The organism is Streptomyces sp. NPDC058279, from assembly GCF_042881255.1.
Taxonomy (GTDB): domain Bacteria; phylum Actinomycetota; class Actinomycetes; order Streptomycetales; family Streptomycetaceae; genus Streptomyces.
Map to the genome: position 1 here is coordinate 60,761 of NZ_JBHVYA010000022.1, position 25,876 is coordinate 86,636.

23 protein-coding genes are annotated in these 25,876 nt (G+C 73.6%); 12 read left to right on the top strand and 11 right to left on the bottom strand.

The window, feature by feature from the left end; translation table 11 throughout:
* The first annotated feature begins 314 nt into the window (after positions 1 to 314).
* A complete protein-coding gene (locus tag ACFVXJ_RS28490) occupies positions 315 to 935 on the top strand; it encodes a M23 family metallopeptidase (RefSeq protein WP_389665991.1) in 621 nt (206 codons plus the stop codon).
* 62 nt (positions 936 to 997) lie between these two features.
* Here the strand turns inward: ACFVXJ_RS28490 and ACFVXJ_RS28495 are convergent, their stop codons facing one another.
* The 6 genes from ACFVXJ_RS28495 to ACFVXJ_RS28520 form a co-directional block, all read right to left on the bottom strand.
* A complete protein-coding gene (locus ACFVXJ_RS28495; RefSeq protein WP_389665993.1) occupies positions 998 to 2,185 on the bottom strand; it encodes a LamG-like jellyroll fold domain-containing protein in 1,188 nt (395 codons plus the stop codon).
* A gap of 88 nt (positions 2,186 to 2,273) precedes the next feature.
* The gene (cseC, locus tag ACFVXJ_RS28500) at positions 2,274 to 3,593 is read right to left on the bottom strand and encodes a two-component system sensor histidine kinase CseC (RefSeq protein WP_389665995.1); all 1,320 of its coding nucleotides are present in this window, start codon (positions 3,591 to 3,593) and stop codon (positions 2,274 to 2,276) included.
* A 13-nt stretch (positions 3,594 to 3,606) separates the two neighbouring features.
* Positions 3,607 to 4,317 carry a two-component system response regulator CseB gene (gene cseB / locus ACFVXJ_RS28505; protein ID WP_389665997.1) on the bottom strand — a complete coding sequence of 237 codons (711 nt, stop codon included), beginning with the start codon at positions 4,315 to 4,317 and terminating at the stop codon, positions 3,607 to 3,609.
* 13 nt (positions 4,318 to 4,330) lie between these two features.
* Positions 4,331 to 5,029 (bottom strand): hypothetical protein, encoded by a 699-nt coding sequence (locus tag ACFVXJ_RS28510; protein ID WP_389665999.1) that lies wholly within the window; start codon positions 5,027 to 5,029, stop codon positions 4,331 to 4,333.
* Complete coding sequence (locus ACFVXJ_RS28515; RefSeq protein WP_389666001.1) at positions 5,017 to 5,577, bottom strand: SigE family RNA polymerase sigma factor; 561 nt, start codon at positions 5,575 to 5,577, stop codon at positions 5,017 to 5,019. Before ACFVXJ_RS28515 ends, ACFVXJ_RS28510 begins: the two co-directional genes overlap by 13 nt.
* A gap of 208 nt (positions 5,578 to 5,785) precedes the next feature.
* Positions 5,786 to 6,691, bottom strand: a complete 906-nt coding sequence (locus tag ACFVXJ_RS28520; protein WP_389666003.1) for an A/G-specific adenine glycosylase — start codon at positions 6,689 to 6,691, stop codon at positions 5,786 to 5,788.
* 268 nt (positions 6,692 to 6,959) lie between these two features.
* Between ACFVXJ_RS28520 and ACFVXJ_RS28525 the strand changes: the two genes are divergently transcribed.
* Positions 6,960 to 7,769, top strand: coding sequence for a hypothetical protein (locus ACFVXJ_RS28525; RefSeq protein WP_389666005.1), 810 nt, complete (start codon positions 6,960 to 6,962; stop codon positions 7,767 to 7,769).
* Between the two features lie 62 nt (positions 7,770 to 7,831).
* Here the strand turns inward: ACFVXJ_RS28525 and disA are convergent, their stop codons facing one another.
* Positions 7,832 to 8,956 carry a DNA integrity scanning diadenylate cyclase DisA gene (gene disA, locus ACFVXJ_RS28530; protein WP_329196133.1) on the bottom strand — a complete coding sequence of 375 codons (1,125 nt, stop codon included), beginning with the start codon at positions 8,954 to 8,956 and terminating at the stop codon, positions 7,832 to 7,834.
* Between the two features lie 199 nt (positions 8,957 to 9,155).
* On the bottom strand, positions 9,156 to 10,568 hold the full coding sequence (radA, locus tag ACFVXJ_RS28535; protein WP_389666007.1) for a DNA repair protein RadA: 1,413 nt from the start codon (positions 10,566 to 10,568) through the stop codon (positions 9,156 to 9,158).
* 205 nt (positions 10,569 to 10,773) lie between these two features.
* Between radA and ACFVXJ_RS28540 the strand changes: the two genes are divergently transcribed.
* Complete coding sequence (locus ACFVXJ_RS28540) at positions 10,774 to 12,504, top strand: hypothetical protein (protein WP_389666009.1); 1,731 nt, start codon at positions 10,774 to 10,776, stop codon at positions 12,502 to 12,504.
* Positions 12,505 to 12,554: 50 nt separating this feature from the next.
* Here the strand turns inward: ACFVXJ_RS28540 and ACFVXJ_RS28545 are convergent, their stop codons facing one another.
* A complete protein-coding gene (locus ACFVXJ_RS28545; protein ID WP_389666011.1) occupies positions 12,555 to 13,367 on the bottom strand; it encodes a hypothetical protein in 813 nt (270 codons plus the stop codon).
* Between the two features lie 63 nt (positions 13,368 to 13,430).
* Between ACFVXJ_RS28545 and ACFVXJ_RS28550 the strand changes: the two genes are divergently transcribed.
* The 4 genes from ACFVXJ_RS28550 (at position 13,431) to ilvD (ending at position 18,391) form a co-directional block, all read left to right on the top strand.
* Positions 13,431 to 14,360 carry a Ppx/GppA family phosphatase gene (locus ACFVXJ_RS28550; protein WP_389666013.1) on the top strand — a complete coding sequence of 310 codons (930 nt, stop codon included), beginning with the start codon at positions 13,431 to 13,433 and terminating at the stop codon, positions 14,358 to 14,360.
* Between the two features lie 601 nt (positions 14,361 to 14,961).
* Positions 14,962 to 15,798: a sugar phosphate isomerase/epimerase family protein gene (locus ACFVXJ_RS28555; protein WP_389666015.1), complete on the top strand. Its 837-nt coding sequence runs from the start codon at positions 14,962 to 14,964 to the stop codon at positions 15,796 to 15,798.
* On the top strand, positions 15,795 to 16,415 hold the full coding sequence (locus tag ACFVXJ_RS28560; protein ID WP_389666017.1) for a TetR family transcriptional regulator: 621 nt from the start codon (positions 15,795 to 15,797) through the stop codon (positions 16,413 to 16,415). Before ACFVXJ_RS28555 ends, ACFVXJ_RS28560 begins: the two co-directional genes overlap by 4 nt.
* A 125-nt stretch (positions 16,416 to 16,540) precedes the next feature.
* Complete coding sequence (gene ilvD, locus ACFVXJ_RS28565; protein WP_389666019.1) at positions 16,541 to 18,391, top strand: dihydroxy-acid dehydratase; 1,851 nt, start codon at positions 16,541 to 16,543, stop codon at positions 18,389 to 18,391.
* 34 nt (positions 18,392 to 18,425) lie between these two features.
* Here the strand turns inward: ilvD and ACFVXJ_RS28570 are convergent, their stop codons facing one another.
* Positions 18,426 to 20,606, bottom strand: a complete 2,181-nt coding sequence (locus ACFVXJ_RS28570) for a PQQ-binding-like beta-propeller repeat protein (RefSeq protein ID WP_389666021.1) — start codon at positions 20,604 to 20,606, stop codon at positions 18,426 to 18,428.
* 106 nt (positions 20,607 to 20,712) lie between these two features.
* Between ACFVXJ_RS28570 and ACFVXJ_RS28575 the strand changes: the two genes are divergently transcribed.
* The 5 genes from ACFVXJ_RS28575 (at position 20,713) to proC (ending at position 24,128) form a co-directional block, all read left to right on the top strand.
* Positions 20,713 to 21,012, top strand: coding sequence for a peptidase (locus tag ACFVXJ_RS28575; RefSeq protein ID WP_361317582.1), 300 nt, complete (start codon positions 20,713 to 20,715; stop codon positions 21,010 to 21,012).
* A 90-nt stretch (positions 21,013 to 21,102) separates the two neighbouring features.
* A complete protein-coding gene (locus tag ACFVXJ_RS28580; RefSeq protein ID WP_389666023.1) occupies positions 21,103 to 21,639 on the top strand; it encodes a hypothetical protein in 537 nt (178 codons plus the stop codon).
* A gap of 86 nt (positions 21,640 to 21,725) precedes the next feature.
* Positions 21,726 to 22,520 carry an ABC transporter ATP-binding protein gene (locus tag ACFVXJ_RS28585; RefSeq protein ID WP_389666025.1) on the top strand — a complete coding sequence of 265 codons (795 nt, stop codon included), beginning with the start codon at positions 21,726 to 21,728 and terminating at the stop codon, positions 22,518 to 22,520.
* Positions 22,517 to 23,254, top strand: coding sequence for an ABC transporter permease (locus tag ACFVXJ_RS28590; protein ID WP_389666027.1), 738 nt, complete (start codon positions 22,517 to 22,519; stop codon positions 23,252 to 23,254). Before ACFVXJ_RS28585 ends, ACFVXJ_RS28590 begins: the two co-directional genes overlap by 4 nt.
* Positions 23,255 to 23,318: 64 nt before the next feature.
* Entirely contained in the window at positions 23,319 to 24,128 is an 810-nt protein-coding gene (gene proC, locus ACFVXJ_RS28595) for a pyrroline-5-carboxylate reductase (protein WP_389666028.1), read from the top strand.
* A 48-nt stretch (positions 24,129 to 24,176) separates the two neighbouring features.
* On the opposite strand, the gene trpS is transcribed toward proC, so the two are convergent.
* On the bottom strand, positions 24,177 to 25,175 hold the full coding sequence (trpS, locus tag ACFVXJ_RS28600) for a tryptophan--tRNA ligase (protein ID WP_389666030.1): 999 nt from the start codon (positions 25,173 to 25,175) through the stop codon (positions 24,177 to 24,179).
* Positions 25,176 to 25,876: the final 701 nt, after the last annotated feature.

Below are 25,876 nucleotides of genomic sequence, written 5' to 3' on the forward strand. Positions count from 1 at the left end.
GGGCCTGTCGCACTGCCCCGGGACGCCGGTCGTACACGTCGTGGAAGCGGTGACAAGCCGCACAGGGCAAATCGGACCTCCTATGACCTTTCGTAGATCGAGTGTCCGTTTTGCCCACCGCTTCCCCCTGGTAGGGGGCCGTCAACAGGCGCGGGGCCCTGCCGGGCATCTACGGCCTTCGGTAGTAAAAGGGCGGTTTGGGGGAGACCGGGGCGTCGGGTTACCAAAGTGTGCGAGTCCCGCCCGGCCCCCTCGGCAATCGCCGAGCGCGCCGGGCCGCTCGTTGCCCCGTACCCGGCCCCGGAGGTCCCCACATGTCCGCGAAGCGCGTCAGCACCCGTCGTACCCGTCTCGCCCTCGTCGCCGCCGGTCTCGGTGCGGCACTGGCTCTCGGGGCCGGGACGACCGCCGCCTTCGCCGACGAGGCGCAGAGCGCCCTCACCGGTACCGCCGGGCTCGTGGCCGCCCAGGCGCAGGCCCAGGCCCAGGCGGCCGTGACCGCCGCGAAGCCGGCGCTCGCCTGGAGCAAGCCGGTCGCCCACTACACGCTCTCCGCGACCTTCGCCCAGGCCGGCGGTCTGTGGGCGCACAAGCACTCCGGCCAGGACTTCGCCTGCCCGATCGGCACCCCGGTGCACGCGGCGAGCGCGGGCGTCGTCGTCAAGGCCGGCCCGAACGGCGGCGGCGACGGCCCGGCGTACGGCAACGCCATCGTGATCCGGCACGCGAACAACACGTACTCCCAGTACGCCCACCTCTCGCGGATCCAGGTCCGGATCGGCCAGAAGGTGGCCATGGGCACGCAGATCGGCCTCTCGGGCAACACCGGGAACTCCACGGGCCCGCACCTGCACTTCGAGATCCGCACGACCCCGAACTACGGCTCGGCCGTCAACCCGGTCGCCTTCCTGCGCAAGGTCGGCATCATCGTCTGAGTCCCGTCCCGCCCGGGGTGGGGCGGCGGCAGCAGCCGCGGATCCCACCCCGGTCCGGGAGCTCAGTACAGCAGCCAGGCAGAGGTCCGGCGGGCCATCGGGTCCAGCTTGCCCGCCTTGAGGGCGTCGATGCGGTCCTGCGGCAGGGCATCGGCGTAGACCCGCAGGCTGTCCAGGGCGCCGCCCAAGGGGCCCGTCCAGTTGTCCTGGTGGCGGGAGCGGCCGAGCTGGAGCGGGCCGGGGGCCGGGAAGATGCCGGAGGGCACCGATGCCTCGTCCGCCTTCTTGCCGTTCAGGTACAGGGTGATCTTCTTGGCTGGGGCGTCGTAGGTCGCCGTCAGCTCCGACCAGGTGTTGTCCATCTTCGCGCTCACGCCGGTGACGGCCGTGGTGGTGTTCTCGGCGCCCTGCTCGCCGGTCTGCACCCGGAAGACCCAGGCCGGCTTGCCGTTCACCTGGTCCAGGCCCAGCTCGAAGGAGAACGACTTCTCGTTGCCCTGGCTGATGGCGATCTGGCGCCCCGTGGCGGTCCGGTTCCAGACGCGGGTCGAGACGGTGAAACTCTTGGTGGTGTCGACGACGCGCTGCTGGGACTCGGCGAACGAGTTGGGGGTGCCCTTGAAGCGGACCTCGTAGCGCTTGTCCATGGGGAAGATCGCGGCGTCGGGCCCCATCTTGAGGTTGGACTTGCCGATCTGGTCCCGGATGGTCGTCTGGTCGCCCGGCACGGTCGGCGTGAGGTCGGTGGGCGCCTGGTTCTGCGCGGCGGAGGCGGACGCCGGGGGCGTGTCGGGGCCCTTCTTCGGTCCGTCGCCGTCGCCCAGCAGCAGGAACGTTCCTCCGGCGCCGAGCAGCGCCACCACGGTCACCCCGCCGACGATCAGCCAGAGCCGCTTTTTGCGGCGCGCCGCCGCCGAACGGTCCGCGAGCGCGTCCCAGTCGGGCTGCGAGGGCTGCGCCGGGATCGGCAGCGGCTGCTGCGGGGGGATCTGCTGCGGGGACTGCGCCTGCGGGTAGGGGCCCTGCGGGTAGGGGCCGGGCTGGGGCTGCTGCGGGTAGCCGTACCCGCCCTCCTGCGGCGGCGGACCGAAGCCGCCCGCCGCCTGGTGCCCGCCGGGAGCGCCGGGAGCGCCGGGCGGGAAGCCGTAGCCGCCGGAGGCGGGAGTGCCCGGCGGGAACCCGTAGCCGCCGCTCCCCGGGGCGGGCTGCTCGGGCTGCGGGCTGCTGGGGGCATTCGTACCGTCGGTCATTCCACGGATGCTAAGACATCAGCCCGGCGGAGCGAACGCCCCCGTGTTCCGATCGGGAACCGATCCCGATCAGGAGCCGCCGGCGGGGTTACCCGGGCGGCGGTTGGAGGATCGGGAAACTGCCCGTCGCCGTCGGCGCGTGCTCCGGCAGCCACAGCACCGCCACCGCCCCGGCCGCCGCGCCCTCGTCCGCCGCCGTGCCCCGCGCCGCCGCCACGTTGCGGAACGTCAACCGGGCGCCGAGGACCCGCGCCTGGCCCTCCGCGATGGTCAGGCCCAGCCCGTGCCCGACCCCGGCCCGGTCCGTGGACCCCGTACGGAACCGGCTCGGCCCCTCGCGCAGCAGCGCCTCCGGGAAGCCCGGCCCGTGGTCCCGTACCCGGACGACCCGGCCCTCGATGTCGACCTGCACCGGCGGCTGCCCGTACCGGCCGGCGTTGGCCAGCAGGTTGCCCAGGATGCGCTCCAGGCGGCGCGGATCGGTGCTGACGATCTCGTCCGCGACGACCCGTACGGACGCCTCCGGCATCAGCGCCTTCACCCGCCGGGTCACGAACTCGCCCAGCGCCACGTCCTGCAGCTCGGCCCGCTCCGAGGCACTGTCCAGCCGGGCCACCTCCAACACGTCCTCGACCAGCGCGCGCATCGCCTGCGCCCGGTCCCGTACGAGCTCGGTCGGCCGGCCCGGAGGCAACAGCTCCGCCGCCGTCAGCAGCCCCGTCACCGGGGTCCGCAGCTCGTGCGCGATGTCGGCGGTCACCCGCCGCTCGGCCTCCACCCGCTGCTGGAGGGTGTCCGCCATGGCGTCCACCGCCCGCGCGAGGTCGTCCGTCTCGTCCCGTACGACGCCGCCCACCGCGTCCCGTACCCGTACGTCGGGATCGCCGTGCGCCACCCGCTGCGCGGCGGCCGCGGCCTTGCGCAGCCGGCGCGAGATCTGCCCGCCGATGAGCACGCCGAGCGCCGAGCCGGCGAGCACCACGGACAGCGAGCCGACGACCAGCGCCCGGTCCAGGTCGCGCACCATGTTGGCGCTCTCGCGGAACTGGGTGTGCAGCGACACCACCTGCCCGTTGCCGAGCGGTACGGCCGCCCACACCTCCGGGAGTCCCCTCGGGTTCTCTTGCACGTACGTCCCGCGCCGCCCGCTGCGCGCCTTCTCGCGCAGCTCGGCCGGCAGGTCGGGGTCGTTGAGCTTGGCGCCCATGGGGGGCTTGCGCCCGGCCTCGGCGTTGCGGGAGATGAACTGCACCCGGTCCAACTGGACCTCGCGGGCGCTCTCCAGCATCGACACGCGGGCGGCGCTGTGCACCACGAGGCTCAGCGCGACGGCGATCAGCGCGCCGACCGCCGCGACGGCGAACGCGATCTTCCAGCGGATCCCGGTGCGCAGGGTGAACTGCTTCACTGCTTCGACCGTCTCATGCCTTGAGCTTGTATCCGAAGCCGCGGACCGTCTCGATCCGGTCCTGCCCGATCTTGGTGCGCAGCCGTTGGACGTGGACGTCCACGACACGCGTGTCGCCGCCCCAGTCGTAGTCCCAGACCCGCTCCAGCAGCCGGTCGCGCGAGAGTACGGTGCCGGGCGCGGAGGAGAACTCCAGCAGCAGCCGCATCTCGGTCGGGGTCAGTGCCACGGGGGCGCCCGCCTTGCGCACCTCCATGCCCTCGGTGTCGACCTCCAGGTCGCCGAAGGTCAGCACCCCGCGCTCCCCGGCGTCCGCCCCCTCGCTCCCCGGCCCGCCGCCGTGCACCCCGTTGGCGTGCCCGAAGCGGCGCAGCACGGCACGGATGCGGGCGACCAGGACGGAGCCGTCGAACGGCTTGGTGACGTAGTCGTCGGCCCCCGCCTCCAGACCGAGGACGACGTCAATGGAGTCGGCCCGCGCGGACAGCATGATCACCGGGACGGTGGACTCGTCGCGGATGCGGCGGCACAGGCTCACCCCGTCCATGCCGGGCACCATCACGTCGAGGAGCGCGATGTCGGGGCGGTCCGCCCGGAAGGACTCCAGGCCGGCGAGGCCGTCGGGCATGGCGGTGACCACGAAGCCGTCGCGTTCCAGCGCCAGCGTCGTGGCCTCGCGGATGACGTCGTCGTCCTCCACGAACAGCACATGGGTCTCGGCCATGCGGAGCCTCGCTTCAGTTCTTGGGCGACGTGGCGGGGGCGGGCTGGCCGCCGCTGTCCACGTTGCTGTAGTCCGTGTGGACCCGGTCCTGCTCGGAGAACTTGTCCCCGGTCCACCGGTAGGTGATCACGTCCTCGCCGGACGGGTAGGACAGCGCGTCGCTCTTGCCGTACACCGGCTTGGTGACCACGAGGTCACCCCGGTCGATCTCCGCGTAGACCGGGGGCTGCTCGTCCGCGAACACGTTCTCGTACGTCGTCCCCTCGGCGCGGTACACGTACGAGCCGCGCCCCAGCGCGTCGGCGCACGACAGCACGTTGACCACGATGTCGACGACCGTGCTGCCGGTGACCTTCCCGTAGCTGACGTCTACGGGGTACTCCTTGCCCGTGCAGGGCTTGAGGTCCCGCTTGACCTCGGCGCTCACCTTGGGGTCCGCCTTCAGCAGCGCGACCGGGTCGACCTTCACGGCCGGCCGGCCCGAGGCCGACGCGGACGTCTCGGCGTGCGGGGACGCGGCCGAGCCGATCGGCCCGCCGGTGCGGGCCACGGTCTCGGTGCGGGCCGGGCCGCCGTCGCGCAGTCCCGTGCCGCCGGTCGCGCAACCGGCGGCGAGCAGCCCGGTGCCGACGAGGACGACCGTCCCCGCCGACATCAGCGCCAGCGGCCTGCGGCCGCCGGCGTCCTTGCCCTGGCCGTTCAGGCCGCGCACCGCTCCCGCCCCTCGTACCGCGCCGTGTGGTCGCCGCGCTCCAGCGCGCGCATGTCGAGGTCCCGGCTCTCCAGCTCCTGCCGGAGGCGGGCCAGTGCGCGGTGCAGGGTGCTCTTCACGGTTCCCGTCGACATCCCGAGCGCCGCTGCCGTCTCCTCGGTGCTCATCTGCTCCCAGTGTCGCAGCACCACGACGCTGCGCTGCTTGGGTGCCAGGACCTTCAGGATGTCCATCAGCAGGGCGCGGTCGGCGCGCTGGTCGGAGCCGTCCTCGACGGAGGCGTCCGGGAGCTGCTCGGTGGGGACCTCGTCCAGCTTGCGGGCGCGCCACCACTCGGTCCGCGTGTTGATCATGACGCGGCGCAGGTAGGCGTCGGCCAGCGCCTTGTCGGCGATGCCGTCCCAGCGGCCGTAGGTGCGCACCAGCGCGGTCTGGAGGAGGTCCTGGGCGTCGGTGGGGTCCGCTACGAGGCGCCGGGCGCTGCGCAGCAGCGCGTCCTGCCGGGTGCGTACGTACTCCTCGAATTCGAGTACCTCGCCGTGCGCCATCTCAGACCGCCTCCGTTCCGTCCCACCGTGCATCCGCCGCTTGTGGTTCCGAAGGTACGGAGGCGTTGTCACGGCACTGTGCGGGTCAGCCTTCGGTGGGCGCACGGACACCCGTAGATTGTGTAACAACGCCGCTGAGCTGCGGTTTCCCGGGCCGAAGCGGAGCCGCAGAGTCAACTTCGTGCGGCTCCGAGTACCCGGTCGGGCGTCAGCCGCGCGGCAGCCGGTACATGCCCTGCGCGAGCGGCTCCACCAGTCCGTCGGAGACCAACCCGTCCAGCGCCCTCGCCCGCTGCACCGGCTCGTCCCACACGGTGTCGAGCACCGACTGCGGAACCGGTCCCACCGCCTCCCGGAGCACCGCGAGGAGCCGGCCGCGCACCTGCCGGTCCGTTCCGGCGTACGTCTGGCCCCGCCGCGGCGGCCCGTCGTGCGGCGGCTTCCCGGCGAGCCGCCACGCGCACTGCCCGGCCACCGGACAGCGGTCGCAGTCCGGGGACTTGGCCGTGCACACCAGCGCGCCCAGCTCCATCGAGGCCGCCGCCCAACGTGCCGCGGTCGCCTCGTCGTCGGGCAGCAGGGCCCGGGCCAGGCGCCGTTCGGCGGCCGTGGTGGCGTTCGGCGGGTACTCGACGCCGGTCGCGGTGCGGGCGAAGACGCGGCGGACGTTGGTATCCAGCACCGCGTGCCGCTGCCCGTACGCGAAGGAGGCCACCGCCGCCGCCGTGTACTCGCCGATCCCGGGCAGCGCGAGCAACTGGGCGTGCTCGCGCGGTACGTCGCCCCCGTGCCGTTCCGTTATCGCGACGGCCGCGCCGTGCAGGCGCAGGGCCCGGCGCGGGTAGCCGAGCCGGCCCCAGGCCCGGACGGCCTCGCCGGGGGCCTCGGCGGCGAGGTCGGCGGGGCGGGGCCATCGGGCGAGCCACTGCTCGTACACCGGCAGGACCCGGCTGACCGGGGTCTGCTGGAGCATGAACTCGCTGACCATGACCCCCCAGGGGCCGGCCTCGGGGCGGCGCCAGGGCAGGTCGCGGGCGTGCTCGTCGAACCACGCGATGACGGGGGAGTGCAGCGCGTGGGAGACGTCGGAGGAGGGGAAGGTGGATGCAGTCATGGCACACGCATCCTGGCACGTTTCGCCCCCTTCGCGCCGGTCCCCGACGCCGGAGCACGTCTTCCCGGAGCCGAAGGCCGTACCCGGCCGGGCGTGGCGGGCCGCCCCCGCTCACCGACCGTAGACGTCACCGGTACCCGGTCCGGCTCCTCGTATGGCCGGATCCTTACGGCCGGATGGGGCCGGCAGGATGATCATCGGCAAAACAAGCCGGTTGCGCGGCATGTGGGGCGCTGATCGCGCTCCCGGTTCTCGTAAAGTTCCGTTCGTGGGATCACTGCGCAATCCGGTCGGGCCGCTCCCCTCCTCCATCTACTGGCGACGGAGGGCTGTGCTGGCGTCCGTCGCCGCGCTCCTCGCGCTCCTCGCCGTATGGACCGTCAGTTCCGGCGGGGGGAAGTCGAGTACGAACGGCGAGGGCAAGGGCGGGCCGCGTCCGGCCGCCACGATCACCCCCGGCCCCTCGGGCTCCGGCCCGGCGATCAGTCAGGCGCCCGGCGGCCGGGACTCCGGTTCCGGTTCCGGTTCCGGTGGCGGCGCCGGGACGGCGGCCGGTGCGGGTACGGGCGCCGGCGCGGGCAAGAACGGCGAGACGGGCGGCGGGGGTTCGGGCGACGGCTCCGGCTCCGGCGGTTCCGGCGCCGCGGCCCAGGTCCCCGCGGACGCCGCACTGCCCGCCTGCGCGCCGGGCGTGATGCAGTGGGAGGTCAAGAGCGTGAAGAACGAGTACGAGGCGAACGAGAAGCCCCGGCTCGAACTGGTCGTCCGCAACGTGTCGGGCACCACCTGCAAGGTCGGACTCGGCCCGAAGCAGGCCGTCATGACGATCACTCAGGCGAGCGGCAACAAGCCGGTCTGGTCGGGCGCGGACTGCCCGGCGGGCGCGGGCAACGTCTTCTACCGGCTGCCGGCGCAGGGCGAGGCGAAGCAGTCGCTGGAGTGGGACCGCAAGCCGAGCGCGCCCGACCAGTGCCAGACGCCCCCGGCGGGCTCGGCCGCCCCGGACACGTACGTCGTCGAGGTCAAGGCGCCCGGCATGCCGGTCGCCCGCACCTCGTTCGTCCTCAAGCAGGACTGAGTCCCGAACGGGGCCGGATCGGGCCGGGCCGGGTCGGGCCGGTCCGCCGGCCCCCCGGACGGTTACACGTAGCGTTCGAGGATCGAGGACTCCGCCAGGCGGGACAGGCCCTCGCGGACGCTGCGCGCGCGGGCCTCGCCCACGCCGTCCACGGTCTGGAGGTCGTCCACGCTCGCGGCCAGCAGCTTCTGCAGGCCCCCGAAGTGCTCGACCAGCCGCTCGATGATGGCCCCGGGCAGCCGCGGCACCTTCGCCAGCAGCCGGTAGCCGCGCGGCGACACGGCCGAGTCCAGGGTCTCCGGCGAGCCCGTGTACCCGAGGGCCCGCGCGACGATCCCCAGCTCCAGCAGCTCCGGATGCGTCAGCGCGTCCAGCGCCGGCAGCGCCTCCTCCACCGTGCGGGAACGCTTCGCCGTCGGTTCCGGGACGTAGTCCCGGATCACCAGCTCCCGTTCCTGCTCGATGCCGACCGTCAGCTCGTCCAACTGGAGCGACAGCAGGCGCCCGTCGGTGCCGAGTTCCACCACGTATTCGGCGATTTCCGTGGCAATACGGCGAACCATTTCCAGCCGCTGCGCGACCGCCGTCACGTCGCGCACCGTGACCAGGTCCTCGATCTCCAGCGCCGACAGCGTGCCCGCGACCTCGTCCAGCCGCAGCTTGTATCGCTCCAGCGTGGCCAGCGCCTGGTTCGCCCGCGACAGGATCGCCCCTGACTCCTCCAGGACCCGGCGCTCGCCGTCGACGTAGAGCGCGATCAGCCGCATCGACTGGGACACGGACACGACGGGGAAACCGCACTGCTTCGAGACCCGGTCCGCCGTGCGGTGCCGGGTGCCGGTCTCCTCCGTCGGGATCGACGCGTCGGGGACCAGTTGGACGCCCGCCCGCAGGATCTTGGTGAGGTCCTTGTCGAGGATGAGGGCGCCGTCGAGCTTGCACAGCTCGCGCAGCCGGGTCGCGGTGAACTCCACGTCCAGCACGAAGCCGCCGGTACACATCGCCTCGACGGACTTGTCCATCCCGAGGACGATGAGGCCGCCGGTGTTGCCGCGGACGATCCGTTCGAGACCGTCACGCAGGGGCTGACCAGGTGCGACCGCGCTCAGCGAGGCACGCATCATGGCTTCCTGCCTGGAGCTCGCGCCCGACTTACCGGATGCTGCTGCACCGTCCTTGGCTGCCACTGCACTCCTCCGGTCGCGGGTTGCGCCGCCTGCGTACGGCCGGGCGGACCAGCACAAAGTCTACCGGCGCGGTCTGTGCGTCCGCCGTGCCTTGTTCCGTATCGCCGCCGCGGGCTTGCGGAGGGGCGTGCGGGCGGGGCCCCGGGGGCGGTCGCGGGGCGGTCCCGGGACAGCGGCCGGAGCCGGCCCGACGGCCGGGCTACTCCGCCGCCCGCTCCCGGGCCGGCGTACGGGAGCGCCCGCGCGGCAGGACCCGTAGCGCGTCGCCCATGTCCGCGACCTCGATCACTTTCATGCCCGCCGGCACCTTCCCCGGATCGCCCGGCACCAGCGCGTGCGTGAACCCGAGCCGGTGCGCCTCGGCGAGCCGCCGCTGGACGCCGGTCACCCGCCGCACCTCGCCCGCGAGGCCGACCTCGCCGATCGCGACGAGGTTCTTCGGCAGCGGGACGTCACTCGCCGCCGAGGCCAGCGCCAGCGCGATCGCCAGGTCCGCGGCCGGCTCGGTGAGCTTCACCCCGCCGACCGTCGCGCTGTAGATGTCCCGCTTGCCCAGCGCCGTGATCCGGCCGCGCTGCTCCAACACCGCCAGCATCATCGAGACGCGCGAGGTCTCCAGGCCCGAGGTGGTCCGGCGCGGCGACGGGATCTGCGAGTCCACCGTCAGCGCCTGCACCTCGGCGACCAGCGGCCGCTTGCCCTCCAGCGTCACCGTCAGACAGGTACCCGGCACCGCCTCCGCACGGCGGGTCAGGAACAGCCCGCTCGGATCGGCGAGCCCCGTGATGCCCTCGTCGTGCAGCTCGAAGCAGCCGACCTCGTCGGTGGCCCCGTACCGGTTCTTCACACCGCGCACCAGGCGCAGCCGCGCGTGCCGGTCGCCCTCGAAGCTCAGCACCACGTCCACCAGGTGCTCCAGCAGCCGGGGGCCGGCGATCGCGCCGTCCTTCGTGACGTGGCCGACGAGCAGGGTCGACATGCCGCGTTCCTTGGAGGCCCGGATCAGCGCCCCGGCCACCTCGCGGACCTGCGCCATGCCACCGGGCGCGCCGTCGATCTCGGGGGAGGCGACGGTCTGTACGGAGTCCAGGATCAGCAGCGAGGGCTTGACGGCGTCCAGGTGTCCGAGGACGGCCGACAGGTCGGTCTCGGCGGCGAGGTACAGGTGGTCGTTGAGCGCGTTGATCCGGTCGGCCCGCAGCCGCACCTGGCTCGCGGACTCCTCGCCCGTCACGTACAGGGTGCGGTGCTCGTCACTGGCCGCCTTCGCCGCGACGTCCAGCAGCAGCGTGGACTTGCCGACGCCCGGCTCGCCGGCCAGCAGTACGACGGCCCCCGGCACGAGCCCGCCGCCCAGCACCCGGTCCAGCTCGTCCACGCCGGTGCTGCGGGCGGTCGCCGTACGGCCGTCGACCTGCGCGATGGGGACGGCGGGGGCCGAGACCCGACCGGCCGCGGTGGTCCGCACCGCGGGCGCGCCCATCTCCTCGATGGTCCCCCACGCCTGGCACTCGGGGCACCGGCCGAGCCATTTCGCGGTCGTCCAGCCGCACTCGGAGCAGCGGTAGGACGGCCGGTCCTTGGCGGATGAACGAGATGTACGGGCAGCCATGCGCACACCGTAGCCGCCGCCACCGACACCGCCGCCGGCCGTGCTGCCGGCAGTGCCGCCGGCCGTGACGCCGGCACCGCCTCGGGCCGGCGGTCGGCCGCCGCGTCAGGGGAGCTGTCAGCACGAGCCCGATCTGTTCACCCGTAAGGGCTAAAACCGCTGAAGGCTTCCGGACCGTCACCGGCCCGCCGCCTACGGTCGCCGAGTGAACAGCAGCAGCCAACCACACCCCCCGGCGCGCACCGGCGCACACCGGGCGCACGGGCGCACGCCCTCCCGGGGACCGGAACCGGCCCCCGCGGGCGAGCAGCCGCCCCCCTTCCGGCACGAGCCCTACCTCGACGGACTGTTCACCTACTGCCTGTCGGTGCTGTGCGACCACGACACCGCCACCGACGTGCTCGGTGATGTCCTCGCCGTCGCCGAACGGTATCCCGGCCGGTGCCCCGACGAAGGGGCCCGGCGGGCCTGGCTCTACGCCCTGGCCCGCTGGGGCTGTCTCACCCGGCTGGGCGAAGAACGGCGTACCCGGCAGGGGGCGCATTCCGCCCGGCGCACGCCGGAGCACACCGGGGAAGAGCGTGCGCCGGAGGCGCTTGACGTCAGCGCCTACCGCCGTACCGAACTGGCCCGCCTCGCGTGGCCAGAAGCCGCCGGAACCACCCCCGAGCAGCGCGAAGCCCTCGAACTCGCCGTCCGACACCGCCTCGCCGTGTCCGAACTGGCCGCCGTCCTCGGCACCCAGGCCGCCACCGCCCGGGAACTGCTGACCGGCGCCGCCTGCGAGGTGGAGCGCACCCGCGCCGCCCTCGCCGTCGTCGAGACCGGCAACTGTCCGGCCGTCTCCCGGCTCACCGGCGACGGCCAGGTGCTGCTGTCCACCACCCTGCGCGCCGAACTCGTCCGCCACGTCGACGACTGTCCGCGCTGCCGCCGGGTCGCCGAGCGGGTGGGCGCCGCGGCCCCCTGGCCCGGCTCCGGCGGTGTCCACACCCCGGGCCTCCCCCTGGTCCCTGCCCCCCGCACCGCCGTACACGCCGCGATGCTGCGCTCCGGCCGGCGCCGCCGGGGCGCAACCGGCCCGCGCTTCGACCGCGCCGGCTTCCCGATGGACCCCAAGGACCGCGCGGCCCGTCGCGAGCGGCTGCGGGCCCGGGCGGTCACCACCACCGTGGTCGCCACCGTGGTCGCGGCGCCCGTCCTCGCGCTGTGGGCCGCCTACCGGGGCGCCCCCAGCATCGGCGAACCCGTCGGGGGCGGTGCCCGGATCTCGGCCGGCGAATCGGAGCCGGCGCCCGCGCACATCGACGGGCACCCCCTCGCCGCCTACGAGAACGCCGGCAACACCGCGCACACCACCGGCGAGCCCGGTTTCGCGCCGGGCGCGGACGTACCGGACGTCTCCGTGGAGGTGATCAGCCCCGGCGTGTCCGGCACCCCGCAACCCGGTGGTCCGGGCGCCCGGAGCCACATCGGCGTCACCGCCGAGACCCGCGGCGGCGCCACGCTGCTCACCCTCACCGCCTCCGGCGGCGCCCCGGTGGCCTGGCGGCTGTGGTCGGACGCGCCGTGGCTCCGGGCGAGCCGGAGCGCGGGCACCTTGGCGCCTGGAGAATCGGTCACCCTGTGGATCACCGTGGACAGCGACGCCCAGCCGGTGGGCGCCTGGACGGCCCGGGTCGGTATCGACCCCGACGGCGCGGTGGTCTCCATCCGGGGCCGCGGTCGCCCGGCGCCGACGCCCACGCCGCCGGCGACGCCGGACCCCACGCCGACCCCGAGGCCGCCGAGTCCCACGCCCACGCCGACACCACCGAGCCCCACCCCGGATCCGACGCCGACCCCGACGCCGCCGAGTCCCACGCCCACGCCCACGGCACCCGAAGGAACGGTTTCCCCGGACCCGGGCCCCGACGCCTCGGGCTCGCCGGCGTAACGGCCGCCCGGACGGCCACCCGGGCGGCCGTCCGGACCGCGGTCACAGCACTAGCCGGCGGCGGGCGGGTCCGCCGGGTGCGGGGCCATCGGCAGCAGTGACGCCAGCCGCGCCTCGCACAGCTTCACCAGCTCCGCGTACGCCGCCTCGCCCATCAGCTCCGTCAGCTCGGGCCGGTAGGACACGTACACCGGCTGCCCGGCGCCGTGTGCGGAGCTGGCCGAGGTGCACCACCAGTGCAGGTCGTGGCCGCCCGGGCCCCAGCCGCGCCGGTCGTACTCGCCGATCGACACCTGGAGCACCCGGGTGTCGTCGGGCCGGTCGATCCAGTCGTACGTACGCCGGATCGGCAACTGCCAGCACACGTCGGGCTTCGTCTCCAGCGGCTCCTGGCCGCTGTTCAACGCCAGGATGTGCAGCGAGCAGCCCGCGCCGGCCGGGAAGCCGGGCCGGTTCAGGAAGATGCAGGCGCCGTCCCAGCGGCGCGTCTGCCTCTCCCCGTCGTCGTCCAGCTGCGTCCACCCCGACTCGCTGCCGACGTCGTGGAACTGCCACAGCTCCGGCGTCAGGCGTGCCACGTGCCCGGCCACGCGCTTCTCGTCGTCCTCGTCGGAGAAGTGCGCGCCGAGCGTGCAGCAGCCGTCCGCCGCCCGACCGGCCTGGATGCCCTGGCAGCCGCTGCCGAAGATGCACGTCCAGCGGGAGGTCAGCCAGGTCAGGTCGCAGCGGAAGACCTGTTCGTCGTCGGCGGGGTCGGGGAACTCCACCCAGGCCCGGGGGAAGTCGATCCCCTTCTCGTCGGCCACGACCTTCGGCTTCTTCTTGGGGGTCTTGGACATGTTGGCCTTCTTCGTATTCGGCACAAACCCAAGCCTAAGCGCCCCTTACCTCACCCCTACGCGACGAGCCCAGTAGCGTTTCCGGTTATGAGACTCGGTGTCCTTGACGTGGGTTCGAACACGGTTCATCTGCTGGTGGTGGACGCGCATCCCGGCGCGCGCCCGCTGTCGGCGCACTCCCACAAGGTGGAGCTGCGGCTCGCGGAGCTGTTGGACGAGCGCGGCTCGGTCACCCCGGAGGGCATAGAGCAGCTGGTCTCGGTGATCGGCGACGCCGTCCAGGCCGCCGAGGACAAGGGCTGCGAGGACCTGCTGCCGTTCGCGACGAGCGCGGTGCGGGAGGCGACGAACGCGGACGAGGTACTGGCCCGGGTCAAGGCCGAGACCGGCATCGACCTGCCGATCCTCAGCGGCGACGACGAGGCCCGGCTCACGTTCCTCGCCGCGCGGCGCTGGTTCGGCTGGTCGGCGGGCAAGCTGCTGGTCCTGGACATCGGCGGCGGCTCGCTGGAGATCGCGTACGGCATCGACGAGGAACCCGACGCGGCGGTGTCCCTCCCGCTGGGCGCGGGCCGCCTCACCTCGGCGTGGCTCCCGGGCGACCCGCCGGCGCCGGCCGACGTGAAGGCGCTGCGCCGCCACGCGCGGGCGCGGATCGCCCGTACGGTCGGGGAGTTCAGCCGCTTCGGGACGCCGGACCATGTGGTGGCGACGTCGAAGACCTTCAAGCAACTGGCCCGGATCGCGGGCGCGGCCCGCTCGGCGGAGGGCCTGTACGTCCAGCGGGACCTGACGCGCAAGGCGCTGGAGGAGTGGGTCCCGCGCCTGGCGACGATGACCACCGCCGAGCGGGCCGCCCTCCCGGGCGTCTCGGAGGGCCGGGCGCACCAGCTGTTGGCGGGGGCGCTGGTGGCGGAGGGCGCGATGGACCTCTTCGGCGTGGACGAACTCGAAATCTGCCCCTGGGCCCTCCGCGAGGGCGTCATCCTCCGCCGCCTGGACCACCTCCCGACCTGAGCCTCCGGCGGTCGTGCGCCCGCAGCCGTGGCCGCCGGTGGCAGGCCCGACCCGCCCGTCCGGGCCCCCGCCCGTGCCCCCCGGCGACCACCCCAGCCCCGACCCGCCCCTGCGGCGCCTGTTCCCGGCTTCGCCGGGCACGGACCTGCGCCTGCGGCGTGGCGTTCCGTGGATTCGGCCCTGCCCGCACCGGGCCACTTCAGCCCCGCCGGCGTTTGAGTGGGGGTCCCCCCGGACGGAGTCTGGGGGAGGGTCCGGGCGGAGCCCGGTGCCCGGCGGAGCCGGGTTGGCCGTACCCCGCCCCGGGCACGGGTGCGGACCGCCGCCCACCTCAGGCCCGGCCCGGTACCGGCCGCCGGGGCGAGGTGCTCCCGGACAGGGGCGCGGCCGGGACGCGTCCCCGAGCCCGGCCCCGGGGGCCGCCGCTCGCGACCCGCCGCCCCGCCGGGGCAGCGGCCCGTACCCCCGCCCCGCCCCGCCGGGGCAGCCGTCCGTCCCCACCCCGCCCGGCCAGGGGCCAGGGCCGCCCCGTCGGGGCATGGGCGCGGCCCGTACCCCCGCCCCCGCCCGGCCGGGGCAGCGGCATCGGTAACCTGTCCCCGTGGCAAAACCACCCCGGACCCCGACTCCCAAGGTCGCCCTCTCCACCGCCTCCGTATACCCGGAGTCCACGGCGACCGCCTTCGAGATCGCCGCGCGCCTCGGCTACGACGGCGTCGAGGTGATGGTCTGGACGGACCCGGTCAGCCAGGACATCGACGCGCTGCGCCGCCTCTCCGACCGGCACGGCGTCCCGGTGCTCGCCATACACGCCCCCTGCCTCCTCATCACGCAGCGCGTGTGGTCCACCGACCCCTGGACCAAGCTCCGCCGCGCCCGGGCCGCCGCCGAACGGCTCGGCGCGAGCACCGTCGTCGTGCACCCCCCGTTCCGCTGGCAGCGCCAGTACGCCCGCGACTTCGTCACCGGCATCTGGCGCATGGCCGACGAGACCGACGTCCGGTTCGCCGTCGAGAACATGTACCCCTGGCGCTACCGCGACCGCGAGATGCTCGCGTACGCGCCCGAGTGGGACGTGACCAAGGACGACTACCGCCACTTCACCGTAGACCTCTCGCACACCGCGACCGCCCGCACCGACGCCGCCGCCATGGTCGACCGGATGGGCGACCGCCTCGCCCACATCCACCTCGCCGACGGCAACGGCTCCGCCAAGGACGAGCACCTCGTCCCCGGCCGCGGCACCCAGCCCTGCGCCGAGTTGCTCGCCGGCCTCGCCCGCACCTCCTTCGACGGGCACGTGGTGATCGAGGTCAACACCCGCCGCGCGATGTCCTCCGCCGAACGCGAGGCGGACCTCGCCGAGGCACTCGCCTTCACCCGCGCCCACCTCGCCGCCGTCCCGGCCCCCGCGCCCAACCCGGCCCGCCGCCCATGACCGAACCCGCACCCCGCCCCCGCCGCGGCCCCGGCCGCCCCCGCCAGGACGAGGCCGACGAGGGCCCCGGCACCCAGGAGCGCATCCGCGTCGCCGCCCGCGCCGAGTTCGCGGCGCGCGGCTACGACAAGACGTCCGTGCGCGGGATCGCGAAGGCCGCCGGCGTGGATCCGGCGCTGGTCCACCACTACTTCGGCAGCAAGGACGACCTCTTCGCCGCCGCGATCGAGTTGAGCCTGGAGCCCGCCCTCGTCGTCCCGCAGATCCTCGGCGGCGGCCCCGAGGGCATCGGCGAACGGCTCGCCCGCTACTTCCTCGGCGTGTGGGAGAACCCCGTCACCCGGGTGCCGTTGGTCGCCGTCGTGCGGTCGGCGCTCACCCACGAGGCGGCGGCGAAGGTACTGCGCGGGCTGATCCTGCGCCGGGTCCTGGAGCGGATCGCCGCCGACCTCGACGTGCCCGACCCCACCTTCCGCGCGGAGCTCGCCGCCTCCCACATGATCGGCATCGCGGTGCTGCGCTACGTGGTCCAGGTCGAGCCCCTCGCTTCGGCCGATCCGGAGTCCATCGTCGCCCTCGTGGCACCTACGCTGCAGCGCTACCTGACCGAGGACTGAGCCGCCCGTCCCGGCATCCGGACACCCTGTCCGCATCCCGGGCGAGGAGCGTAGCCTCGTAACCGAGCCTTATCCACAGTCGCGGCGGCGTGCGAACGCCACCGTACTCATGGGGAGTGAACCCGATGCCCGAGCTGAGGTCCCGCACCGTCACCCACGGCCGCAACATGGCAGGCGCACGTGCGCTGATGCGCGCTTCGGGCGTAGCGAGCGCGGACATCGGGAAGCCGATCATCGCGGTCGCCAACTCCTTCACCGAGTTCGTCCCCGGCCACACCCACCTGGCCCCGGTCGGCCGGATCGTCTCCGACGCCATCCTGGCCGCCGGCGCGATCCCGCGCGAGTTCAACACGATCGCGGTCGACGACGGCATCGCCATGGGTCACGCCGGGATGCTGTACTCCCTGCCCTCCCGCGACCTCATCGCGGACAGCGTCGAGTACATGGTCGAGGCGCACTGCGCCGACGCGCTGATCTGCATCTCCAACTGCGACAAGATCACCCCCGGCATGCTGATGGCCGCCATGCGCCTCAACATCCCGGTCGTGTTCGTCTCCGGCGGCCCGATGGAGGCCGGCCAGGCCACGCTCGTCGACGGCACCGTCCGCAAGCTCGACCTGATCGACGCCATGGTCGACGCCTCCAACGAGAACGTCTCGGACGAGGACGTCCTGCGCATCGAGGAGAACGCCTGCCCGACCTGCGGTTCCTGTTCGGGCATGTTCACCGCCAACTCGATGAACTGCCTCGCGGAGGCCATCGGTCTGGCCCTCCCCGGCAACGGCTCCGTCCTCGCCACGCACACCGCCCGCCGCGCCCTGTACGAGAACGCTGGCCGGACGATCGTGGAGATCACCAAGCGCTACTACGAGCAGGACGACGCGTCGGTCCTGCCCCGCGCGATCGCGAGCCGCCAGGCGTTCGAGAACGCCATGGCCCTCGACATCGCCATGGGCGGCTCCACGAACACGATCCTGCACCTCCTCGCCGCCGCCCAGGAGGCCGGCCTGGACTACGACCTCACCGACATCGACGAGGTCTCGCGCCGCGTCCCGTGCCTCGCCAAGGTCGCGCCGAACGTGGCGCCCGGCGGCACGTACTACATGGAGGACATCCACCGCGCCGGCGGCATCCCCGCCATCCTCGGCGAGCTGCACCGCGGCGGCCTCCTCAACAAGGACGTCACCAGCGTCCACTCCGAGAACCTCGAAGACTGGCTGGCCACCTGGGACGCCCGGTCCGGCACGGCGTCCGAGGAGGCCATGGAGCTGTGGCACGCGGCCCCCGGCTGCAAGCGCTCCGCGACCGCCTTCTCCCAGTCCGAGCGGTGGGAGACCCTCGACCTGGACGCCGCGGGCGGCTGCATCCGCTCCGTCCAGCACGCCTACTCCAAGGACGGCGGACTGGCCGTCCTGCGCGGCAACATCGCCACCGACGGCTGCGTCGTCAAGACGGCCGGTGTCGACGAGTCGATCTGGACCTTCGAGGGCCCGGCCGTGGTCTGCGAATCGCAGGACGAGGCCGTGGACAAGATCCTGCGCAAGGAGATCAAGGCGGGCGACGTCGTCGTCATCCGCTACGAGGGCCCGCGCGGCGGTCCCGGCATGCAGGAGATGCTCTACCCGACCTCCTTCCTCAAGGGCCGCGGCCTCGGCAAGGTCTGCGCCCTGGTCACGGACGGCCGCTTCTCGGGCGGCACTTCGGGCCTGTCCATCGGCCACGCCTCCCCGGAGGCGGCCTCGGGCGGCACCATCGCCCTGGTCGAGGACGGTGACCGGATCCGCATCGACATCCCGAACCGCTCGATCGAACTGCTGGTCTCCGACGAGGAACTGGAGGCCCGCCGCGAGGCCCTCGGCGGCGTCTACGCCCCCAAGAACCGCGAGCGCAAGGTCTCCGCCGCGCTGCGCGCCTACGCCGCGATGGCCACCAGCGCCGACAAGGGCGCGGTCCGCGACGTGTCCCGCCTGGGCTGAGCCCCCCGACCGCTCCCGAACCCCGCCGGCGTCGTCACCACCCGGCGGGGTTCGCCGCGTCCACGGCGAACACCGACCCGTCGGGCGCGGACGCGTACACCGCGCCGTCCGCGACGACGGGCGCGGGCAGGGACGCGGTGAACGTGCCCTGGCCGCCGCCCAGCCGCGGCCTGGTCTGTCCCACCATCCGCCCGTCCGAGGCCGCGACCGCGAGCAGCCGCCCGTCGGGCGCCGTCAGGTAGACCCGCCCGTCGGCGACCGCCGGCCGGGAGGCGACCGCCAGGCCAGTCTCCGACCGCCACCGCTCCCGTTCCGGCCCCACCGCGGCCAGCCCGCCCGCCGAGCCCATGAGGTACACGACGCCGTCGGGGCCCGCCGTCGCCTGCACCTCGTACAGCGGGACCGCCAGACTGACCCGCCGCACCGCACGCGTCGCCAGGTCCACGCGGACCACGGCGTCCGTCTTGCCCTGCGCGTCGTTCGCCAACAGGTACGCGCCGCCCTGCACGGTGGCGACCGGCTGGAGGAGCCCGGCCGTGCGGAGCTGCCAGCGCACCGCACCGTCACCCGGATCGACCGCCGCCACCTGCGTCTTGGAGCCGTCGGGTTCGCGCGTCGCCACGTACAGCGCGGGCCGCCCCGAGGCGTCCGGGCCGGACCACCACACCGAGCCCGTCCCGCCGATCCGCCGGTCCCACTTCCGCGTGCCGGTCGCCGCGTCCAGCAGGGTCACGTTCCCGTCCGGTCCCGCCGTCAGGACGTACCCTCCCTCTGCGACCACCTGGGATCCGCCGGGCAGCTCCCGCTGCCAGCGCCGCGCGCCGGTCGCCGGGTCCAGGGCCTGGAGTACGTCACCGCCCGCCCCGCCCGCGATGACGAGGCCACCCGCGTACAGGGGCGCCCGGGCGGCGGCCGGCCCGGGCGGGGCCTGCGCCGGCACCGTCCAGCCGAGCGAGCCGTTCGCGGGGTCCAGCCGGGCCGCCGTCAGCCCCTGCCCCGCGCAGAACAGCGCGGCGGCCCCCCAGGAGCAGGCCCCGAGCCGCTTTCCGGGGCCGGAGCCGCCCAGCGGCACCGACCAGGGCGCGAAGCCCTTCGCCGGCCCGGCCTGCGCCCGCTTCGGCGTCGGCGCCCCCGGGGACTCCTCGCCCGTCGCGGAGCCGAGGTAGCCGCCGACCGCGCCGCCCGCGAGCAGCACCACCACCCCCGCCGCCCACGCCGTACGGACCCGCCGGCGCGCCGGCCGCCCGCCCTTCGCCCCGCCCGGGTGCCCCCCGACCGGAGCGGCCTCCCGCCGATGCGTGTCGACGTCGGCGGCCTCGGCGACCTCCGAGAGCTTCGCGCCCGCCGCCCCGGCGGCCCGGCGCGGCCGCGGGGTGAACACCTGGGTGTCCTCGCCGGTGGGGTAGGCCAGCTCCCGCATCCGCGCGATCAGCGCGTCGGCGGTCGGCCGCTCGGCCGGGTCCTTCGCCAGGCAGCGGGCGACCAGCGGGACGAGCGGCCCCGGCAACCCCGTCAGATCCGGCTCGCCGTGCACCACCTGGTACGCGACCAGGTAGTGGCTGTCGGAGTCGAACGGGCCGCGCCCGGTCGCCGCGTGCACCAGGACCGCGCCCAGCGCGAACACGTCGGCGGCCGTGCCGACCTCGCGCGGTCGCTGGAACTGCTCCGGCGCCATGAACGGCGGCGTCCCGATCAGCTTGCCCGTCTCGGTCCGCAGGTCGCTGTCGGCGGGCCGCGAGATGCCGAAGTCGATGACCCGCACCCCGTCGGGGGCCATCAGCACGTTGCTGGGCTTGAGGTCCCGGTGCACCACGCCCGCCCGGTGGATGTCCCGCAGCGCCTCCGCCAGCCCGGCGGCGAGCCGCGTCAGCTCGGCGGGGTCCAGCACGCGTTCCCGTACCCGCTCCGACAGCGTCGGCGCGTCGATGAACGAGGTGGCCATCCACGGCCGTTCGGCATCCGGGTCCGCGTCCACCACCGGCGCCGTGAACGCGCCGCTCACCCGCCGCGCGGCCGCGACCTCCTGCCGGAAACGCGCCCGGAACTCCGGGTCCACCGCGTGCTGGGCGTGCACCACCTTGACGGCGAGTTTCAGCCCCGAGCTGGAGGTCGCCAGGTGGACGACGCCCATGCCGCCGGAGCCGAGCACGGATTCGAGCCGGTAATGCCCGGCGTACTCGGGAAAGCCCGCGTAGTCCGCGCGCCGCGCATGCACCACTCACCACCCCCGCCGGAGCCTAGTCGATGGCCCGTGCGACCATCCAAGGGCTTGCCGCCCCGCGCGAGTTGCGCGGGACAACGCCCACGGGGGGAGTTTTCGCATGTCCGTCGAGAACGATTCGAGCCAGATCCAGAGCCTGTCCGGCTCCGGTTTCCCGACGTTCCCGGTCGCTCCGGGTTACCAGGTCAACGTCCGCACCGGCCCGGGTACCGGCTACTCGATCTCCCGCGTCCTGCCGCTCGGCGCGTCCGTCTCCATCCACTGCCAGTGCGACGGCACCACGGTCTCGGGCCCGTACGGCACCACGGACATCTGGGACTGCGTCGGCAACGGCGAGTTCGTGTCGGACGCGTACGTGAAGACGGGCAGCGACGGGTACGTCGCCACCCGCTGCGGCTGACCCGCCGCCTCGGACCGCTGCCGCGGTACCGCCGGTCTGCCAGGTGAGACGCACCCGTCGGGTGCGTCTCCGGCTGGAATAATCGGCGGCGTGAGCGACGACCAGCGAGACCAGACCCCTGCCGGGCCGACCCCCGCCGAGCCGGCCCCGGCCGCCGCCGGACCGCGCCCCGAGCGCCTCCGGTTCTTCGGCACCACCTGGGTCGACCACGACGGCGGCTACGCCCTGCGCCGCGCCGGGGTGGCCGTCGGGTCCCTGGTCTCCGCCTTCGCCGCCGCGTACCTGCTGCGCTTCGCCTACGAGGGGCTGGAGATCGGCGACGTCGGCCCGTTCCTGAGCATCTCCGTCGTGGTCCTCTTCGCGATCGCCAGTGCCATCGCGTTCGTCAAGACCTGGGAGTCGTTCAGCCGCCGCCCCCGGCCGTCCTCCGACGAGGCCGCCCTCAAGGGGCTCAAGGCCATCGGTTTCATCGGCTCCCTCATCGCGTACTTCCTGCGCAGCCTGACCGAGGCCCCGGGCGAGAAGCTCGCCCGCGCCGAGTACGAGCAGGCCCGCGCCGAATTCGCGCGCCGCCGCAGCACCCGTACGGGCAACCCGGCCGCCCGCCGGCCCAAGCGCAAGAAGTAACGCCCGCCCCGCACCCGCACGGTCCGCCACCGGCCCCCCGCCCGACCGGTTGACGCCCCGGCATCGGCGGGAGCATTATTCATCACATGATGAATAAACCGCCCGACGGAGCCGGCCCCGCCGTCCACGCCCACGCCCTCACCGTGCGCCGCGGCACCGGCCGCCGCCCCCGCACCGTCCTCGACGACCTCGCCTTCGCCGTCCCGCGCGGTCGCATCACCGGCCTCCTCGGCCCCTCCGGCTGCGGCAAATCCACCCTCATGCGGGCCGTCGTCGGCACCCAGGCCCACGTCACCGGCACCCTCGACGTCCTCGGCCGCCCCGCCGGCCACCCCGACCTCCGCTCCCGGATCGGCTACGTCACCCAGGCGCCCTCCGTCTACGACGACCTCACCGTCCGACAGAACCTCGACTACTTCGCCGCCGTCCTCGACCCCGGCCGAACCGCCGCCGAACGCCGCCGCGCCGCCGTCACCCGCGCCATCGCCGACGTCGACCTCACCAGCCACGCCACCGCCCTCGCCGGCAACCTCTCCGGCGGCCAGCGCAGCCGCGTCTCCCTCGCCGTCGCCCTCCTCGGCGCCCCCGAACTGCTGGTCCTCGACGAACCCACCGTCGGCCTCGACCCCGTCCTGCGCCGCGACCTGTGGAACCTCTTCCACGACCTCACCACCGGCCGCGGCACCACGATCCTCGTCTCCTCGCACGTCATGGACGAGGCCGAGCGCTGCCACGACCTGCTCCTGATGCGCGAGGGCCGCATCCTCGCCCAGGACACCCCCGACGACCTGCGCACCCGCACCCACTCCGGCACCGTCGAAGAGGGCTTCCTGCGCCTCGTCGACGAGGCCGACACCCGAGCCCGGGAGCAGACCCGATGAACGCATCCCGCACCACCGCCACCGCCGGCCGCGTCCTGCGCCAGCTCCGCCACGACCCGCGCTCCGTCGCCCTGATGCTGCTGGTCCCCGTACTGATGCTGACGCTGCTCCGCTTCGTCTTCGACGCGAACGACCGCACCTTCGACACCATCGGAGCGTCACTCCTCGGGATCTTCCCGCTCATCACCATGTTCCTGGTGACCTCGATCGCCACCCTCCGCGAGCGCACCTCCGGCACCCTCGAACGCCTCCTGGCCATGCCCCTCGGCAAGGGCGACCTCATCGCCGGCTACGCCCTCGCGTTCGGCCTCGTCGCCGTCGTCCAGTCGCTCCTCGCCACCGGACTGGCCCTGTGGTTCCTCGGCCTCGACATCGTCGGCTCCCCCTGGCTGCTCCTGCTCGTCGCCCTCCTCGACGCGCTCCTCGGCACCGCCCTCGGCCTGTTCGTCTCCGCCTTCGCCGCCTCCGAGTTCCAGGCCGTCCAGTTCATGCCGGCGGTGATCTTCCCGCAGCTGCTGCTCTGCGGCCTCTTCGCGGCACGCGACACCATGCACCCGGTCCTCGAAGGCATCTCCGACGTGCTGCCCATGTCCTACGCCGTCGACGGCATGACCCAGGTCCTCACCCACACCGACATGACCGCCGACTTCGTCCGCGACGCCGTCATCGTCGCCGCCTGCGCCCTGCTGGTCCTCGCCCTCGGCGCGGCCACCCTCCGCCGCCGCACCCCCTAGGCCCACCCTGACCGCACTGCGGACACCAGGGCCCGGCGTCCCACCCGGATGCAAGGATGAGGACATGACCCAGACAGTCGCCGTCCTCGGCACCGGAAAGATCGGCGAGGCCCTGCTCAGCGGGATGATCCGCGGCGGTTGGCCGGCCGGCAAGCTCCTCGTCACCGCCCGCCGTGCCGAACGGGCCGCGGAACTCCACGACCGCTACGGCGTCGAGGCCGTCAGCAACGCCGAGGCCGCAAGGCGCGCGGACACCCTCATCCTCACCGTCAAACCGCAGGACATGGGCAAGCTCCTCGACGAGCTCGCCCCGCACGTCCCCGCCGACCGGCTGGTCATCAGCGGCGCCGCCGGAGTCCCCACCTCCTTCTTCGAGGAACGACTCGCCCCGGGCACCCCCGTCGTCCGCGTCATGACGAACACCCCCGCCCTCGTCGACGAGGCCATGTCCGTCATCTCCGCCGGCAGCCACGCCACCGCCGCACACCTCGCCCACACCGAGGAGATCTTCGGCGGCGTCGGCAAGACCCTGCGCGTCCCCGAGTCCCAGCAGGACGCCGCGACCGCCCTCTCCGGCTCCGGTCCCGCCTACTTCTACTTCCTGGTCGAAGCCATGACGGACGCCGGCATCCTGCTCGGCCTGCCCCGCGCCCAGGCCCACGACCTGATCGTCCAGGCCGCCATCGGCGCCGCCGTGATGCTCCGCGACAGCGGCGAGCACCCGGTCAAACTCCGTGAGGCCGTCACCTCCCCGGCCGGCACCACCATCAACGCCATCGTCGAGCTGGAGAAGCACGGCGTCCGCGCGGCCCTGATCGCCGCCCTGGAAGCCGCCCGGGACCGCAGCCGCGAACTCGCCTCCGGCAACAGCTGACAGCGGTACGGTCCCGCGGGGCGGGACCGTACGCCGGCCGCTTCCGCTTCAGGGCTCCAGCAACCCGATGGCCCGGTACGCCCGGTCCACCACCGGCCGCGCCAACCCCCGGGCCCGCTCCGCCCCGGCCCGCAACACCCGCTCCACACCGCCGGGATCGGCCGCCAGCTCCGCGTGCCGCTCCCGCACCGGGCGCAGCAACTCCACCACCGCCTCGGCGACGTCCCGTTTGAGCGCCCCGTAGCCGGTGTACCCGGCGGCCAGCGCGCCCGGCTCGCCGCCCGTACAAGCGGCGAGGATGTCGAGCAGGTTCGCCACCCCCGGGCGGGTGGCCCGGTCGTAGACGACCCCGCCCTCCCCGCTGTCCGTGACGGCCCGCATCACCTTCTTGGTGATCACCGCCGGCTCGTCGAGCAGATAGACGATCCCGGCCGCGTTCTCGTGCGACTTCCCCATCTTGGACGTCGGGTCCTGGAGGTCCATGACCCGCGCGGCCACGGTGGGCAGCACCACCCGAGGCACGGTGAAGGTGTGCCCGTACCGCTGGTTGAACCGGACCGCCAGATCGCGCGCCAGCTCCACGTGCTGCCGCTGGTCCTCACCGACCGGCACCTCGGCCGTCTCGTACGCCAGGATGTCGGCGGCCATCAGCACCGGGTACGTCAGCAACGACAGCCGCACCCCGTCTCCGGCCGCCCGCGCCCTGGCCGTCTTCTCCTTGTACTGGATCATCCGCCGCAGCTCACCGTCGGTGGCGGTGCACTCCAGCAGGTACGCGAGCCGGGTGTGCTCGTCCACGTGGCTCTGCACGAACAGCGTGCACCTGCGCTCGTCCAACCCGGCGGCGAGGAACAGGGTGGCCGCCTGCCTGGTGAGCCGCCGCACCCGCGCGGGATCGTGGTCGACGGTCAGCGCGTGCAGGTCCACCACGCAGAACAGCGCGTCGTCCGGCTCGCCTTCGACCGCGACCCACTGCCGCAGGGCGCCCAGGTGGTTCCCCAGGGTCAGGTGCCCGCTCGGCTTGATCCCGCTGAAGATCCTCGTCATGTCCTGTCTCCTCGTGTGAGTGTCCGGTCGGCCGTGCGGCCGGCCGGTCGACGGCGCCGCGTGGGGCGACCGAGCCACTCCCGGGGGGAGAAACAGAAACGGCCGCCGAAGCGGCGGCCGTGAGCGCATGCGTGCTCGGGTGCAGATCGGCCGCCGTCAGGCGGCCCACCAACGAAGGTCGAGCGTGAGCGCGTGCGTAGTCATGGACAGAGGCTAGCGGTGCGCGCCCACCGCCCGCCAGGGTTGACACACCTGTGGCAGGTCCGTAAGGTTCTTCGAGTTGTCCGAAGTGAGCGCCGACCCCGGTCGGTCCCCGGACAGCCATTCCGCACTACACATTCGAACGAACGACGCACTGTGTCGTCTTGTTTTCATGCGTATTTGCGAATGAGGAATCCGCGTACGAGTACGCAGCCGCCGATTGGCTTCGGGGGCAGGGAATCCGCTACTGTCTCACTCGCCGCAAGGGCCCAACAGCCCGACCGGCACATCCCGCTGACCGGGAGTCAGGCCCGAAAGGATCTGATAGAGTCGGACCCGCCGGAAAGGGAAAGCGCGAAAGCGAAGAACTGGAAAGCGAACCCCGCTTCGACCGGGAATCGGACGCGAAAGAGTCTGATAGAGTCGGAAACGCAAGAACAAAACGAAGAACAAAGGAAGCGCCCGGAGGAAAACCCGCGAGGGTGAGTACGAAGGAAGCG